This is a genomic window from Alphaproteobacteria bacterium SS10 (genome assembly GCA_019192455.1).
Lineage (GTDB): Bacteria > Pseudomonadota > Alphaproteobacteria > TMED2 > TMED2 > TMED2.
The window spans coordinates 671,742-688,624 of the sequence record JAHCML010000003.1 but is presented as its reverse complement, the minus strand read 5'-3'; the positions used below and the strand labels follow the sequence as shown (position 1 = coordinate 688,624).

The 16,883-nt window shown below is 57.6% G+C and carries 14 protein-coding genes; 7 read left to right on the top strand and 7 right to left on the bottom strand.

Annotated features, from left to right (window positions below; all coding sequences use genetic code 11):
• A complete protein-coding gene (locus tag KI792_03600; GenBank protein ID MBV6632101.1) occupies positions 1 to 921 on the bottom strand; it encodes a branched-chain amino acid ABC transporter permease LivH in 921 nt (306 codons plus the stop codon).
• Positions 922 to 1,279: 358 nt separating this feature from the next.
• Between KI792_03600 and KI792_03595 the strand changes: the two genes are divergently transcribed.
• The 6 genes from KI792_03595 (at position 1,280) to KI792_03570 (ending at position 6,923) form a co-directional block, all read left to right on the top strand.
• Positions 1,280 to 1,864 (top strand): hypothetical protein, encoded by a 585-nt coding sequence (locus KI792_03595; protein MBV6632100.1) that lies wholly within the window; start codon positions 1,280 to 1,282, stop codon positions 1,862 to 1,864.
• Positions 1,861 to 2,901: a hypothetical protein gene (locus KI792_03590; GenBank protein ID MBV6632099.1), complete on the top strand. Its 1,041-nt coding sequence runs from the start codon at positions 1,861 to 1,863 to the stop codon at positions 2,899 to 2,901. Before KI792_03595 ends, KI792_03590 begins: the two co-directional genes overlap by 4 nt.
• Before the next feature lie 114 nt (positions 2,902 to 3,015).
• On the top strand, positions 3,016 to 4,281 hold the full coding sequence (mtnK, locus tag KI792_03585) for an S-methyl-5-thioribose kinase (protein MBV6632098.1): 1,266 nt from the start codon (positions 3,016 to 3,018) through the stop codon (positions 4,279 to 4,281).
• 97 nt (positions 4,282 to 4,378) lie between these two features.
• Positions 4,379 to 5,350, top strand: coding sequence for an MBL fold metallo-hydrolase (locus KI792_03580; protein ID MBV6632097.1), 972 nt, complete (start codon positions 4,379 to 4,381; stop codon positions 5,348 to 5,350).
• A gap of 490 nt (positions 5,351 to 5,840) precedes the next feature.
• Entirely contained in the window at positions 5,841 to 6,347 is a 507-nt protein-coding gene (locus tag KI792_03575) for a response regulator (GenBank protein MBV6632096.1), read from the top strand.
• A 54-nt stretch (positions 6,348 to 6,401) separates the two neighbouring features.
• Complete coding sequence (locus tag KI792_03570; protein ID MBV6632095.1) at positions 6,402 to 6,923, top strand: hypothetical protein; 522 nt, start codon at positions 6,402 to 6,404, stop codon at positions 6,921 to 6,923.
• Here the strand turns inward: KI792_03570 and rodA are convergent, their stop codons facing one another.
• From rodA to KI792_03540, 6 genes are all read right to left on the bottom strand, one after another.
• Positions 6,924 to 8,084, bottom strand: a complete 1,161-nt coding sequence (rodA, locus tag KI792_03565) for a rod shape-determining protein RodA (protein MBV6632094.1) — start codon at positions 8,082 to 8,084, stop codon at positions 6,924 to 6,926.
• A 15-nt stretch (positions 8,085 to 8,099) separates the two neighbouring features.
• Positions 8,100 to 9,959, bottom strand: a complete 1,860-nt coding sequence (gene mrdA / locus KI792_03560) for a penicillin-binding protein 2 (GenBank protein ID MBV6632093.1) — start codon at positions 9,957 to 9,959, stop codon at positions 8,100 to 8,102.
• A gap of 10 nt (positions 9,960 to 9,969) precedes the next feature.
• The gene (gene mreD / locus KI792_03555) at positions 9,970 to 10,497 is read right to left on the bottom strand and encodes a rod shape-determining protein MreD (protein MBV6632092.1); all 528 of its coding nucleotides are present in this window, start codon (positions 10,495 to 10,497) and stop codon (positions 9,970 to 9,972) included.
• Between the two features lie 11 nt (positions 10,498 to 10,508).
• Positions 10,509 to 11,360 carry a rod shape-determining protein MreC gene (mreC, locus tag KI792_03550; protein ID MBV6632091.1) on the bottom strand — a complete coding sequence of 284 codons (852 nt, stop codon included), beginning with the start codon at positions 11,358 to 11,360 and terminating at the stop codon, positions 10,509 to 10,511.
• A 282-nt stretch (positions 11,361 to 11,642) separates the two neighbouring features.
• Positions 11,643 to 12,683, bottom strand: coding sequence for a rod shape-determining protein (locus tag KI792_03545; protein MBV6632090.1), 1,041 nt, complete (start codon positions 12,681 to 12,683; stop codon positions 11,643 to 11,645).
• A 271-nt stretch (positions 12,684 to 12,954) separates the two neighbouring features.
• Positions 12,955 to 14,529, bottom strand: a complete 1,575-nt coding sequence (locus KI792_03540; protein MBV6632089.1) for a 2-isopropylmalate synthase — start codon at positions 14,527 to 14,529, stop codon at positions 12,955 to 12,957.
• Positions 14,530 to 15,750: 1,221 nt separating this feature from the next.
• Here KI792_03540 and KI792_03535 point away from each other — a divergent pair.
• Positions 15,751 to 16,764 carry a hypothetical protein gene (locus tag KI792_03535; protein ID MBV6632088.1) on the top strand — a complete coding sequence of 338 codons (1,014 nt, stop codon included), beginning with the start codon at positions 15,751 to 15,753 and terminating at the stop codon, positions 16,762 to 16,764.
• The last annotated feature ends 119 nt before the right edge of the window (positions 16,765 to 16,883 follow it).

The window sequence follows — 16,883 nt, the reverse complement described above, 5'->3', positions numbered from 1 at the left end:
TCAGACTTTCTCGACTTCTGGTTTGCCGAGCAGGCCACTCGGGCGGAAGATCAGTACCAGGATCAGGATCGAGAACGCGGCCACATCCTTGTATTCCACATCGAAATAGCCAGACCAAAACGCCTCAATCAGCCCGATCAACAGACCACCAAGCATGGCACCAGGTAGCGAACCAATGCCGCCAAGCACAGCGGCGGTAAACGCCTTAATCCCGACTAGGAAGCCGATGAAGAAGTGGATCACGCCGTAATACATCACGGCCATGGTGCCCGCGACGGCGGCCAGTGCGGCGCCCATCAGGAAGGTCATGGAGATCGTGCGGTTCACATTCACGCCGAGCAGAGCGGCCATCTTCTGATCCTGCTCACAAGAGCGCTGCTGACGACCGAGCGATGTCTTCTGGATCAGGAAGGTAAAGGCCGCCATCAGAACGATGGTCAGGACGATGATTAAGATCTGCTGGTAGCTGATCGTCACATCGAAGGTGTCGCCCTTAACCAGGGTGATACCGCCCTCAAGCACCGGCGGCAGTGGCTTAACCCGGGCCCCTTGTGAGATCTGGACGTAGTTCTGCAGGAAGATCGACATGCCCAGCGCAGAGATCAGCGGTGCCAGGCGGAACGATCCGCGCAGGGGCTTGTACGCCACCCTCTCAACGGCCCATCCATAGATCGATGTGAAGGCCATGGCGACCGCCAACACCAACACAATCGCAACAGGGATAGAGACAACCGGCACATCACCGAAGCCAAGAAGCAGGAAGGTCATCAACGCGATGAAGGCACCGACCATGTAGATATCGCCATGGGCGAAGTTGATCATGCCAATGATGCCGTAGACCATCGTGTAGCCAATGGCGATCAGCCCAAAGATGGCGCCGAGCGTTAGCCCGTTCACCAGCTGCTGCAGAAAATACTCCATGGGGCTCCAATCACACCGGTTGGTAAAGCAAGGCAAGTTGCTTACCCGATCAACCCCGGTGCGGCAAGCAGGCGAAACGCTTGTCCACAAGGAAAGCCAAGGATTGGCGCAAGACGCGACAGGTCAGGCTTACGCCCTATGCTTCGGAAGTCATGATTGAACCGCCGGATAGTCGTCAGGATCACCACCAATATTTGCCGATTTACGCCGCTTCAGTGTGACCAAAACTTAGGAATTACCGATCCAAGTAACAATAAAATGCGCATCGTATTCATCATGCGCCACATGACTATTTATTCCCTTGAAGGAAAGCGCTCTCCGCTGCTTAATTTTCCCTCAGTTTAAATGGGAGAGAGCTTTGAGCAACTTGGACACCCCGTCCAAGGTAGGAGGAAAACCGGCAGTAGACGCAGCAGATTTATGGACACCACTGGCGCCCGATGCGGTTGCCGAGATCTGGCCCAGACTTTCACAGGCTTTGGGCAAACGGATCGGCAAGCAAAGCAGCACCAGGATTGCCGAACGACCACTCAGCTTTCTCCCCCAGACTGGTCACGGCAATGGACGTCTACTCCGCCTTCGTCAGGGTCAGGGCATCAGCCGCCGCACCCGCTACGCCGTTCTTCTATCTGATGACACGACACTACTAATCCGCTTCAGCCCGGGCCTAATCGCCGACCTCAATCGGCTGGACGCCCTATCGCTGACGCCTGAGACCCTGGCCGACTACCTGCAGTTCTATTGGCAATTCACCGCCCATGGGCGCGAGCCGCGCAGCGTCGAAGAGCTGACAGCCAAACAGATTGATAACGGCGCCTGGCGCGTGACTGGCAGTTGGTCGGAGGCCGGCAGGTCAAAACCATTTGCCGCCCTGATACAGGGGGATGGGTCTATTGAGTTTGGCACGATCCAACCCAATGACCCGCAAGGGGGCATCTCATGAGCCCCCAACCACGCGGACCAAAACCATCGCGCGGACCAAAACCATCGCGCGGCCCAAAACCATCGCGCGGCCCAAAACGCACGCACAGCGGCGGCAAAAAGGGTCAACGCATCGACCTTAACAAGCGGTTCGTCGTCGAATATGCGGATGAGGATGACGGCGAATACGAACTGGAAGAGCTGCAAGGCATTCTCAGCCATGCACTAGACGCGTTGAGCCAAAGCCCAACCTTCACTGCCATGATGCGCGATACCGGTCGCAAGCCATTCACCGTCGTTTTTGATGACAGCCTGGAAGAGTATGGCTCTATCGATCCTGAGGATCGGATTATCTACCTCTCAAGCCATGCACCGCCGGAACAGTTGGTCTCTACCCTCGCCCATGAAATCCGCCATGCCCTGCAATATGAGACGGTGATGAAGCCGGATCAGGTCGATAGGCTGAAACGTAAGGACTTCATCATCTGGAACATGCTGCTTGAGGCTGATGCCGCCTCAACCGAGGCGCAGGTCCTCTCCGAAATTGGGCATATGGAGCTGGGCAAACAGGCCAAAGAGCATTCCAGTGAGATGCGATACTACCGAACCGTCCATGCCGCGTTTGAGCGAGCGGTCGCGGATGACCCTGGGTCGGCAATTGACGGCCGGGCCCAGCTAGCCGCGTTTAAACGCTATTTCCGAACCAAGCTGGTGTCGATCTACAAGGACGGTTTCGCGGAGTACTATAAAGAGCTGCGCCAGGACGGCATGAAGGCGGATAAGCACATTCCGGACGACGCCGCGAAGAAGCTGGGCTGGCACATTGCCGGTGGCAACTACCTGGATAAGGATCGGCGCCTTGCGAACCGGACAGGTGCATCACTTCGGAAGAACCCACAATTCTTCGGGGAAGAGAAGAGAAGCCCTGGCCGCAATAGCCGCCTGATGGATCCACGTCGGGTCAGTCTGATCCAACGCTGCGAGGCGTTAGGCCTGCCGCTCTTTGCCCGCCCGATGAAACCAAAGGGCGTGACCGGACGACCGCTCCGGCCGTTCTAAGGCACTGGGCCATCACAATCCGGCTAATCGCTCCAAAACGCCTAGCCGTTCGATGATCAGCAGGGTAAAGCGGGGCCATCCAATTAATCTGGCAACAATGCTGAGCCCTGGCCCATGCCCTCACTTTTGACCACCAGCGATGCCATGCGGTCGGCCTTGTCCAACCGTCCAGCTGTCGAGGCCGCGCTTGGTGATCCTGGACAATGGCAGCTGACAGAGGTCAGCGACGGCAACATGAACTCCGTCTTTCGGGTGGCGGGGCCATCAGGCTCTGTCATCGCCAAGCATGCGCCGCCTTACATCCGGGTCATTGGCGAGGGCTGGCCCTTCCCGCAAAGCCGCCTCGACTTTGAACATGCCGCACTTATCGAGCATGGACGCATCTGCCCTAACTTTGTGCCCGCGGTCCTGGACTATGATGACCAGCTGCCGCTACTGGTTCTGGAGGACCTACGCGAGCATAGGGTCGCGCGACAGGCGCTGATTGATGCAACGCCCCTACCCCTGCTTGGCCAGCATATGGGTCAGTTCCTGGCGCTTAGCCTGTTCCACACAAGCGATCTGGCCCTCGACACAACGGATAAGAAGGCGTTGGTCAGCCGATTTGCTGGCAATGCTGAACTATGCGCCACGACGGAAGAAGTGATCTTCAACGGCCCGTATTGGTCGGCACCGCTCAACCGCTGGAATGACCAACTAAAGTCATTAGTCGAGACCTGGCACGGCGATCGTGACCTGCATTTTGAGGCGTCAAAGCTAAACTATGCCTTCCGCACCAAGACCCAGGCGTTGATCCATGGTGACCTGCATACAGGCTCAGTAATGGTCACGGCAGACGACACACGGGTTATCGACCATGAATGGGCCTTTCACGGCCCCATGGGTTTCGATATCGGTGCGATCATTGGCAACCTGCTGATCGCCCATTTCGCGCAAGCCGGACATGGAGCAACGAACCGTAAGGGGCAAGCGGTGAACCGCAATGCCTATACCCAAGATATTCTGACGATGATCAGTGATCTCTGGCTGACCTTTACTGCAGAGTTCCGGCGCCTAGCCCATGCAGCGCGCGATATGAGCGACCGTGCCCTTCTTACGCCGCGTTTATTCGACGAGCAGCTAACCGACAGGTTCTTGGATGAGTATCTGGCAGCTGTACTCCTGGATACCGCCGGGTTTGCTGGCGCAAAGATGACGCGCCGGGTCATCGGTATCTCACATGTTGAAGACCTTGAGCTAATTGAAGACCCAGCCACCCGCGCCATTCATGAGCGGCAGGTGCTAAAAGCTGCACGTGGCTTGATCCTTAACCGTGGCTGGTTGCGCAGCATTGATGATCTGATCGATCTCGCCACAGGATCGGCAACCACATCTACGTGATCAACTTGCGGTGCTAGCGCTTCAGGCGCATCATCCCGTACCGCCGAGCCAAATGCTCTAGCCTTGGCCACAATCTTCGAAGCGAGAAGGACCAGTCATGTCCGCCACTGACCCCAAGATCACCCGCCGTGTGGCCATTGCCGGAACCGCTGCCATGGGCGCCATGCTAACCGCACCAGTGCAAGCGGCGGCCCCACTGCTTGGGGCGCATAGCGCTATCTTCAATCGCTTCACCCTGGGCGATTTCGAGATCACAACGATTGCCGATGGCTTTGTGTCGGTGCCAACGGTGCACCCATTCTTCGGCAGCAATGTTGCAAAGGAAGAGGTTGATGCCCTCGCCGGTGAAAACTTACTGCCATCCGATGGGATCAAGCTGGGCTTTACCCCCACCCTGGTGAATACGGGCAAAGAGCTGGTGCTGTTCGATGCTGGCAATGGTGATGTACGACGCCCAAATGCGGGCCTGCTGCGCGATCGCCTTGCAGTTGCCGGCTACACGCCGGAGCAGGTCGACGTGATCGCTATCACCCATATGCATCCGGACCATATCGGCGGCCTGATGGAGGATGGTGAACCAGCATTCCCCAATGCCCGATATGTCGCGTCAACCACAGAGTACAACTTCTGGACCAACACAGACCTCGCCAGCAATGAGCAGGTCTCGGGCATCCATGCCCTCGTCATGGAGCGGGTCGCCCCGCTAGCGGAGAAGATGACGTTTATCGATGATGAACAGGATGTGGTCAGCGGCATCACCGCCGTTGCTGCCAATGGCCATACGCCTGGGCACACACTGTTCCGGATTGATAATGGCGGGAAGAGCGTGCTGCTAACCGCTGATACCGCCAATCACTTCGTTTTCTCACTGCAGCGCCCAGATTGGCACTTCCAGTTTGACTTCGATCCAGGCAAGGCCGCCGCGACCCGCCGTCGTGTGTTCGACATGCTAGCCACGGACGAGATGGCCTTTATCGGCTATCACATGCCGTTCCCATCGCTGGGCTATGTGCAGGCAAGTGGCAATGGCTTCCGCTACACACCGCATAGCTATCAGCTTGAGCTGTAGAGCGGCCTACGAAAGCGATTAGATGGCTTTACGGGCCGCTGGCACGAAATGGGCCGGGTGACTGGGTAAAGAGCNCATAGCCTCGGCATGGCGGATATCATCGGCGGTAGCATTAGCCGGGAGCGCATCGGGGCCAGAGGTATAGCGGATCGTGGCTGGCTGGTCAGCGGCACCACCGGGCACCTTATCAAGGCCAAAACCGGCCATCACCTCATCAAACATCGCGGCGTCATGGGTGGCTTTCGCGTCATCGCCACCAGTCGTTGGTACATTGCGCATGGTCGTCCCTCACTGCGATTATTTGGTCGGCAAACCGGTTAAATCCGGTGCTATTCGCGCTTATACGCCTGCAACTTGAAGGCAACAACAGCAAAAGATGGCGATGCGAAAACCACCTGCGCCATGTCCTTAAGCCCCTGTTCGACCTATATTCGTATGCAATCAGGACGCGGATACGCCGCGCCCAATGCAAGCTAACAGCCTTTCGCTTATGCACCGCGAATACGACCTATCCGCCGTCAATGTCCTCGTCGTTGAGGATAGTGACTTTATGCGGTCATTGATGGCCGACATTCTGGATGCGCTATCGGTTGGCACGGTTGTCACCGCCACCAATGGCGAGGAAGCAAAAGGCCATATCGAAGCCTCCGGTGATGGCACCGGCGTTGTGTTCGATATCGTCTTCTCAGATTGGGCGATGGAGCCGGTTAGCGGCATTGAACTCTTGAACTGGGTTCGGGAGCACCCAAATCCCGACGTGCAGTTCATTCCATTCATCATGGTATCGGCCTATTCGACCCTGGAATGGGTGATTGATGCCCGTGATGATGGCGTTACGGAGTTTTTGACCAAACCGGTTTCGGTAAAAACAATTGTCGCAAGGTTGACCTCAGTGATTGAGAAACCCCGCGCATTTGTTAAGGCAGCCGGTTATTTTGGCCCCGATAGGCGACGCCGCGACATTCCATTTGATGGACAAGACCGCCGCAAGCGCTAATCTCTTGGGCTTCGCCTCATTAGGCAGCTTTTCAGGACATAGGACCCTAAGCGTATGATCAGTGATGACGATGGCAAGGATGCCGGGTCAGACGACCTTGTGCAGTTCCTACCCGCCTCACGCGCGTTGCAGAAGAAGTCGGGTGGTCCATCCGGCAAGTTTGGCGACCAGAAGATTGAAGCGGCGCAAGATCAGATTAATGCCCGCGCAGATGCCTTCATGACTGAAATGGCGAATGAGTTGGACGCGTTGAAGGCTGCCTATGACAAGGTCAAGGATGCCAAAAACCCGGATGCGAAGTCGCTTGAACGGATTGCTATGACCGCACGCGAGATCAAGGGCGTCGCGGGAACATTCGGCTTCGACCTACTGACCAGCGTCAGTGATAGCCTGTACGAGTTTGCAAGCGATTTACCCGGTCTGACCCAAAGGCGCGCAGACCTTATCGGCGCCCATATCGACGCCATTGAGGTGGTGATAACAAATCGGATTACCGGCGATGGCGGCGCAATCGCAGAGGGGCTGCTAGAGACCCTGGGCATTGCCACCGATAAACTCGGCGCGCCGAAGGATTAATTAGTCAAAACCTGGCAAACGACGCGGATGACGCTCTATCTGCGTGTCACGATTGATTGAAACCGCCATCATCAGCCCAAACCCCGCCATCACGGCCAGCATTGCCGTGCCACCATAAGAGATGAGTGGCAGCGGCGCCCCCACAACCGGGATCAGGCCTGTCACCATTGAGATATTCACGGCCAGATACAGGAACAGGTTGATCGCGAGGCCCAGTGCCAACAACCGGCCAAAGTGGTTCCGGCAGCGATGGCCAAGCCAGATCCCATAGACCAGCACGATACCGTAAAGCAGCAGGATCACCAGGGCACCGATCAGGCCCCACTCCTCCGCCCATAGGGTGAAGATAAAGTCGGTCTGTTTCTCGGGCAGGAAGTTCAGGTGACTTTGGGTCCCTTGTAGAAAGCCCTTGCCAGATACCCCGCCAGAACCCAGCGCGATTTTAGACTGGGCAATGTGATAACCGGCGCCGAGCGGGTCACTCTCCGGATTGATGAAGGTCAGCACCCGCTGCTTTTGATAATCATGCAGCTGGGTCCAGATAACTGGGATCGCCACCCCCGCGAGGGCAACGCCGAGGCCAAACTTCCAAAGCTGAACACCGGCCAGGAAGATGATCGCCCCACCGCCGGCGGCAATCATGATTGAGGTGCCAAGGTCCGGCTGCTTCAAGACCAGTGCCACTGGCATGGCGATCAGAATGCCCGGGACAATCAGGCTTCGCCACCGTGCCACGGATTCCAGCGTTTGCGTGTGGTAGTAGCGGGCCAAAACCAAGATCACCGCGATCTTCATAAACTCAGATGGTTGGATCTGTAGCGGCCCAATCTGCAGCCAACGCTGCGCGCCGCCGCCCATCTCACCGATTACGGCCACGGCGACCAGGCCAAGCAACCCAGCGCCATAGATGACAAAGGCAAATCGGAACCAGTAGCGCAGGTCAATCAGTGCAATCACCAGCATGCCCAGCACGCCCATGCCCAAACGGACGGCATGACGGCTGGCCCATGGATCCATTGAACCGCCGGCGGCTGAATAAAGCGCCACAACGCCAATCCCGCCGATGGCGACTACCAACAGCAACAAGACGGGTGAAATGCCCAAGATCCGGCGAAGCGGATGCCAATCACTATCCCGGCCACCAATCTCAGCGAGGCTCATAACTTACTCCCTCGGCTAAATCGGTTGATCGATGGGGGTAATAGCCCCCGGATTGGTATCGGCGGGTCGTCGCTCTTGCACCGCGCGCAGCAGGTCACGGGCAATCGGTGCCGCCGCCGTTGAACCACCGCCGCCATGGTCGACGACCACAGCGCAGGCATAACGTGGTTGATCCAACGGCGCATACCCAACGAACAGCGCATGGTGCCGGTACTTCCACGGCAGATCTTCGTTCTTAATCCCGGCACGGCGATCGGCCAGTGAGATGCGACGCACCTGGGATGTGCCGGTCTTACCCGCCATCTCAAAACCCTCTTGGTCGATGCGCGAGCGGTAAGCTGTACCCCGAGGATGGGTCGTAACCTTGGCCATGGCCTCTTGCACGATACGAAGGTGCTGATGGTTGATATCGATCTTTGGCGCTTCGCGAACCGGGATCGTCTCCTCCCCCTCGCTGCGCATGATCCGCGGCGTTACCGCCAACCCGCCATTGGCAAGGCGTGCCGTCATCACGGCCAGCTGTAACGGTGTTGAGAGCACATAGCCCTGACCAATGGAGGCAATGAGGCTCTCTCCCTTATGCCAGGGCTCGCCACGTTGCGTACGCTTCCACTCCCGATCCGGGATCAGGCCAGGGCGTTCGCCGGTCAGATCAATGCCAGTCCGATCACCCAAACCAAAGCGTCGAGCCATGGCGGCAATCCGGTCAATGCCGAGGCGCAGCGCCAGCTCGTAGTAATAGACGTCACAGCTCTGCGCGACGCTATCGGCAAGGTTCATATGGCCGTGGCCGCCACGCTTCCAGCAATGGAACCGGTGGGACCCAAGCTGCATATGACCACCGCAGAAGATGCGCTCATCCTCGGTAATCACCCCGGCCTCAAGTCCGGCCAGGGCGGTGAGCATCTTGAAGGTTGAGCCCGGCGGGTACTGACCACCAATCGCCTTATGGGTCAGTGGTGCGGCGGGATCATTCAGCAGGCCCTGCCATTTCTTGGCCGAGATGCCATGGACAAAATCATTTGGATCGAAGCCAGGATGGGAGGCCAGCGCGTAAATCTCACCGCTATAGATATCCATGATTACGGCGGAGGCACTGCGCTCCGTCGACAGGCGCTGATAGGTGAAGGCCTGAAGCCCCATATCCAGGGTAAGGCCAACCTCACTACCTGCGGCACCCTCTTCCCGGTCCAGCTCTCGGATCACGCGGCCGACGGCGTTAACCTCGACCTGGCTGGTACCTGCGCTGCCACGCAGCTCATGCTCAAGCCGCCGCTCCAAACCGTTCTTGCCGATCTTAAAAGATGGCAAATCGAGCAATGGCTCGCCGCTACGGTCATCCGGTGACACGGCCCCCACATGGCCAATCACATGGGCAAGGGCCGGGCCATAAGGGTAGTAGCGAACCGGCGCTGCCTCGGTCTGCAGGCCCGGCAGGTCCGGCAGGTTCACCTCAACGGTGGAGACCTGTTGCCAGTTCAAATTCTCCATAACGGTGACGGGGATGAAGGATCGCTTGTGACGAACCTCCTCCAACACATCGACAACGTCATCATCCTCTAACGGCAGTAAGCCCTGCAGCTTGGCCAGGGTCGCAGCGGCGTTTGGCGCCTGTTCGGAGACCATGACAATGCGGAAGGCCTGGCGGTTGGTGGCGAGATCCACACCGTGGCGATCCTGAATGACGCCCCGCAGCGGCGCGATCAGGCGCAGGCTGATCCGGTTATCCTCAGCCAGCATCGCATAGCGATCACGCTCAAGCACCTGCAGATGGTACAGCCGTGCGCCCAGGCCGGTGAACAGCAACGCCTGCCCAGCGCCGAGCATCAGGGCCCGGCGGCCAACAACACGTTCGCGATCTAAATCACGGGGCATAGCCAGCCATCTAGTTTGCGTAGTCCAAGCTGCCGATCCAGTGGTTCAACCGGATTAGTAACCAGCCAATAATCGGGAAAATACCACAGCCAAAAACGATATTGGCCAAGACGAGACCAATTGGCGGTAGCTCCAGCGTGAGTGCCGCAACCAGGACCCAACGCAGCAACTCAACCACGCTCAAGATCACGGCAAAGGCGAGCCAAAGGAATGGAAACGGTTCGCGCAGGAATATCCGGCGCTGCAGGGTCACGGGCCAATAAATGGCAACCAACAGAACGGCGCTAATGCCAAGGGGTAGCCCAAGCAAGGCGTCAAAGATAACGCCAAAACCAAACACCACTGGCAGCGGCAGAAACTCGGGCCGGTAAACCGCCCAAACAAAAACTGCCATTAACAGTAATGGCGGCATGCTTTGCCCGGTCCATGGATTGGCTGGCAACATCAAGCCAAGCACGACCATGAAGGCCAAAGTCAGGCTAGGCAGCAATCGGCCAAGCAGTCGAAGCGGATGAAAATCAACAAAGGTTTCAGCCATGGCCTGGGCGCTTACTGCCCCTCACTGCCAGCTGAAGATTCTGCCGCAGCACCTTCTGCTTCCTCAACCGCGGGGGCTGCCTCAGGCGTGGATGGACGGGCGATTGGCATCAGGCTAACAGCAGCCAGCCGGGGCAGATCCACACTGGTATCCAGGCGGGCGGTAAAGCCGCCAACGACGCCCTCTTCCAGGCTAGAAACGGTGCCGATGGGCAGTCCGGCCGGGAAGATGCCGCCAATACCGCTGGTCACCACCAGGTCACCGACGGCTAAGGGAGTTTCACCGACTAGGTAATCCAGCCGAGGTTGGCTCTGGTTATCACCGGCGACCACCACACGATCACCATTCTTCTGGATCATCGCGGGGATACGGCTGTTGATATCGGTTAGCAGCAGAATGCGCGCCGATTGCTGACCGATGTCCTGAACCCGGCCAACAATGCCGCGCGCCGTAACAGCGGGTTGCCCCTTGGTCAGCCCATGTTGCGCACCACGATCGATCAACACGCTCCGGGCAAAAGCACCGCCGGTATCGGCGACCACGCGGGCGGACAGAACCGGGTCGAGCCAGTTGGCGTCGTAATCCACCAGGGTTTTCAGGCTGCGGTTCTCAGCGCTCAATCGCTGGGCGGCGATATACCAGGCCCGTAACCGCTCATTCTCAAGTCGCAGCCGCTCATTCTCTGAATGAAGTGCGATCAGGCCCTGCCCCCAGTTCATGGTGGCATCGATAGCGGTAACGGGGTCGGTGATCGCGGCCATGACGGGCGCGGTAAAGTCGGCAACACCGGTGCGGATGCCGGCGGTCATCTCTGGGCGGACACGATCTACGACGATAAGCCCCAGACCCAGCAGAAGCATCATCGGCGCGACCCAACGCAGGCTGGCCGAGGGCTTCGGCAGAGCCATAACGCTAGTAGCGGGTCGCGGTGCTTTGACCATATCTGTCGCTTAATGACGTGACGTTAAAACGAGTATCCGGACATCATTGGGCTGCAAACCATTTCTGATTTAACAGCAATGTCCCAACAGCTTCACAAGACCTGCGGATTTGGTCAACTACGGGGCGGCTAAAACGCCGGAACTGGGCCAAAAACCAAGCTCTCAGCCCATTTTCGTGACCGATAAGACTCAATATCGACGGGTTTAGCCGTCAGAGACGAGGACGTTGCGCAGAACCTTCATCTCTTCCAACGCCTTACCGGTGCCGAGTGCAACACAGGTTAGCGGATCGTCGGCAACCGTTACGGACAGGCCCGTCGCCTGCCGCAGCACGTAATCGAGATTACCCAGCAAGGCACCGCCACCGGTCAGCACAATGCCCTTATCAACGATGTCGGCAGCCAGTTCGGGGGCCGTGTGCTCAAGGGCTACTTTCACTGCCTCGACAATCGCGGCAACAGGCTCGGCCAGGCTTTCGGCAATCTGCCTTTCGCTGATCATGATTTCTTTCGGCACGCCGTTCATTAGGTCGCGGCCTTTGATCTCCATCATCCGGCCCTCACCATCATCCGGTGGGCAAGCAGAGCCGATTTCCTTTTTGATCCGCTCGGCAGACGCCTCACCGACCAGCAGGTTATGGTTGCGGCGGATATAGGCGATAATCGCCTCATCAAGCTTGTCGCCACCAACGCGGACAGAGCGGGCATAGACAATGCCACCGAGGGAGATGACCGCGACCTCGGTCGTGCCACCGCCGATATCGACGACCATGGAACCGGTCGGCTCAGTCACCGGCAGGCCAGCACCGATAGAGGCTGCCATTGGCTCTTCAATCAAATGAACCATCCGAGCGCCGCCTGCCTCCGCACTCTCACGGATCGCGCGCTGTTCCACCTTCGTGGAACCAGATGGCACACAAATGATGATCTCAGGGCTCGCGAAGCTGGCCCGGTTGTGCACCTTTTTGATGAAGTGCTTGATCATCTCTTCCGCGATATCGAAATCGGCGATCACACCATCGCGTAGCGGGCGAATGGCCTGGATGTTACCGGGCGTCCGGCCCAGCATCTGCTTGGCCTCATTACCGACGGCCAGAACCTGGCTCTTACCGCGCTGGTTGGCGATTGCCACCACCGAGGGTTCGTTCAGAACAATACCGCGGCCTTTGACGTAGACCAGCGTGTTGGCGGTACCGAGATCGATGGCCATATCGGCCGAGAGAAAACCGAGCAGCTTTGCAAACATGGGAGGCTTGGCAACGCCTAGCTTGGCGCCAGTGCGCTGTTTCAACGGAGGAATTGATAAGACGCCCCAAACATACACCCGGAGGGGGTGCCAAGAGCCAGAAAAATCGCCAAGACTTTTCGCTAAATGCCTGATTTCAAGCGGTTCTCATCCACAACCATTGCTGAGAATTTGGATGAAGCAGGACAGTTAAGCCCGGCAACAAACAAAACCCCGCGGAATCGACGGTCAGTCGAGGCCGCGGGGCGCGATGTTTTCAGTCTCTGGTTGGCTACGCGGTAAGGGCGTCAGGTGCCTTACGCTCGCGCTTCACCAGCAACTTGTTCAGCGCGTGAACATAGGCGCGGCAGCTGGCGACCAGCGTATCGATATCGGCACCGGAGCCGAGGACGGATTTCCCGTTCTCTTCAAGCTTCACCACCACCTCGGCTTGCGCGTCGGTGCCGCCGGTCACGGCCTTCACCTCATACCGCTCAAGCTTGGCCTCATGGGGGAAGAGTTCGCGGATTGCCTTAAAGCAGGCATCGACCGGCCCATTGCCCTCAACCTCTTGCGCCTGCTCCTCACCATCGATGATCAGGGTCATGCGGGCGGTTTGTGGGCCCTCGCTACCCGCCTGAATGCGGACCGACTTGAACTTGATCCGGTCATTGTCATGGCCGATCTCATCATCAACGAGAGCGATCAGATCCTCATCGAAGACGTCCTTCTTCCGGTCAGCTAGATCCTTAAAGCGTTGGAAGGCATCGTTCAGCGCATTATCGCCCAAATCATAGCCGAGCTCGCTCAACTTCTCTCGGAACGCATGGCGACCGGAATGCTTACCCAGAACCAGATTGCTCTCGGTCAAGCCAACGGATTCCGGGGTCATGATCTCATAGGTGCCAGCGTGCTTCAGCATGCCGTCTTGGTGAATACCACTCTCATGGGCGAAGGCGTTGTCGCCAACGATGGCCTTGTTCGGTTGCACCGAGAAGCCAGTGATCGTGGAGATCAGGCGCGATGCCCGCATGATCTGGGTTGAGTCCACACCGGTGTGCAGATCGAACAGCTCAGACCGGGTGCGGATCGCCATAACGATCTCTTCCAAAGCAGCATTACCGGCACGCTCACCAATGCCATTGATCGTACACTCAACTTGACGCGCACCGGCCTGCAGACCAGCGAGAGAATTCGCGACAGCCAAGCCCAGATCGTTGTGGCAATGAACCGACAGGATCGCCTTATCGATGTTCGGGACGCGGTCGAACAGCATCTTGATCATCGCCGAGAATTCTTCCGGCACTGTGTAGCCAACGGTGTCGGGAATATTGATCGTGGTGGCACCGCAGCGGATCGCCGTCTCAACGCAACGGCACAGGAAGTCATGCTCTGTCCGGGTGCCGTCCTCTGCCGACCACTCCACATCATCAACCAGATTGCGGGCCAGAGTCACACTCTCCTGCACGCGCTCGAGCACCTGATCCGGCGTCATACGAAGCTTATGCTCCATATGCAGGGGCGAGGTTGAGATGAAGGTGTGAATACGGCTTAGCGGGGCGGGTTTTACCGCCTCGCCTGCACGCTCAATATCCCGGCGGCTTGCCCGGGACAGACCGGCAATTCGTGAGGTCTTTGCCTGACGCGCAATCGCTTGCACCGCTTCAAAATCACCGTTTGAAGCGGCTGGGAACCCAGCCTCAATAATATCAACGCCCATGCCCTCAAGCTGTGACGCAACGCGGAGCTTTTCCTCCAGGTTCATGGAGCAGCCAGGTGATTGCTCACCATCGCGAAGCGTGGTGTCGAAGACCACAACGCGGTTGTCTTCAGAGGCGGCTTTGATTGTAGAAGCGGTATCGGTCATCGGTTTTCTCCAACGGCTGCTGGCCCATTTGGCCTTACACGCAACCAGATCACTGAAATCTATATCGTGGCGGAAGCTGACTTGCGGCGGTCAGGCGAATGCTCATGCCATGTCGTGCCGCTATCAAGTTGTTGGAAGTTCCCTCGATGGGGCTGATGAGCGGTTGCCTCACCGCAGATCAAAAGCGCTCACCCCAAACGAGGGATGGTAAGTCGGCCACCGAGTAGGCCGAGGGCGATCAGAAGACCGCTATCGCGCTTAATCAAATTCATGCATTGAAGCTTAATCGCATTCACCAACCGACAGCAACTATCGATTTCGCATGGCGGATCGGATGTAGGCGATCAATCTCGTGCCCCCGCCGACACAAACAGGCCCCGAAATCGGCCATGAGCGGCGGATAACACTGCATGCGGTTGCGTGATCGTCTAAAACTGATGGTGTTACGTCCTATGGCTGTGTGCTAGAGAGCCAGTATCACCAATGGCATTCGCCGCATCGATTGCTGTTACCGGGCACAAATTCGAACACCAATCGCTGTTTTACCGCTGATTTCTGATCATGAGCCAATCTTTAAGCCTTTCCGCAAAGCTAACCATTGTCGCCCTGCTTGGCGTACTGACACTTGGTCTTGTTTTGATCCTTCCGTCGGCATTTCAGATCCGCGTCATTCAGAATGATTCCGGTGAAGAGATTGTGCAACGCCAGATGGCTGCAGTCTTCAACATGCTGCAGGAAAACGTCACGGAACAGCCAAGCCTACAGAATGGTGAGATCGTTTGGGGCGACCGACGGATAAGCAGCCGGTCAGAAGTGCAAGCGCGGCTCAATCGCCTGTTAGATACGCCCGTTGTTTTTTACATCCGTGAACAGGCCATCGTTCAGGCCGCGGAAGCAGCCTTACCACAGCACCCGACCTTCTATCCGCAGCTCACCGGCTCGGTGTTTGAAACGGTTATCCAAGACGGCAGAAGCTGGACGGGCACCGCCAAGCTATTTGGCGCCTTCCACCACATAGTGATTGAGCCAATTCGAGGTGATAAGAACGAGATCCTCGGCGCCATCTTGGTGGCGTACAACCCAGGTAGCGTGTCGGAGAATGGCAGCGAGGCCATCATCAACGTCGTACTTATCGGCGTTATCTTCTCGGTTATTGTCGCCTTCCTCTTCTACTCCGCTATTCAGCGCATTCTGTCTCCGTTGAATGATCTGCGCGATGTCATGGACCGTCTGTCATTGGGCGAAGTGACGGCCACCGTTCCCCATCTAGAGCGGCTTGATGAGCTGGGTGCCATGGCCCGAACGGTTCAGGGCTTCCAGCAGGCGCAATCAGATCGGGAGATGCTGCAACGACAGCGTGAGCAGGATCAAGAAGACGTCCGCAGCCGTTCTGAACAGATTGTAACACTGGCCGATGATTATGACGGCCGTGCACGGCACGTCCTCCTCGGTGTCTCTGATGCCAGTACTGAGCTGCGCGCCACCGCTGAGACTATGTCCCTTTCAGCGGACCGAAGCCGAGGCCAAATCGGCGCTGTCGCAGACTCTGCGAACGCCGCCTCATCAAACGTACAGACTGTCGCGGCAGCCGCTGAAGAGCTCTCCAGCTCAATCGGTGAGATTACCCGTCAGGTTAGCCAGGCAACCCAGATCACCAAGAAGGCCGTAGCTGAATCTGAACGCAATAGCGGCACGATTGAGAGCCTGCGCACGGCGGTCACCAAGATTGGTGAAGTTGCCGCCCTGATTAGCGCCATTGCCGAGCAGACGAACCTGCTAGCCTTGAACGCAACCATTGAGGCCGCCCGCGCCGGTGAAGCCGGTAAGGGCTTCGCCGTTGTTGCATCTGAGGTGAAGTCACTCGCCGGTCAAACTGCCCAAGCGACCGAAGAGATCACGACCCAGATCCAAGCCATTCAGGACGCCACCCTCAACGCCGTGAAGGCGAATGAGAAAATCACCGATATCATTACCGAGATCGATGATATCGCGACCGGCATTGCTGCAGCGGTTGAGGAGCAAGGTGCTTCAACGGTTGAGATTGCCCGCTCTGCCCATGAGGCCGCGACGAGTACGGCAGATGTAAACAGTAACGTCAAAGGCGTGATTGAGGGGATTGATGAGACCTCAACCTCCGCCAATGATTTGAACGGTGCTGCTAGCCGACTCGCAATCGATGCTGAGGGCCTAAAGGCTGAAACCGAAGCCTTCTTGCACGAGCTTCGCAATCGCTAACCATCGCTAATTTGCGAGTCGTTTCGAGTCGTCCACATGGTTTGGCGGCTGATGCGGTGCTACGGCGTCGACTGCCTGTGCGTCTTGCCTCGCGGTTTGGCATTCTCTGACACTATGAG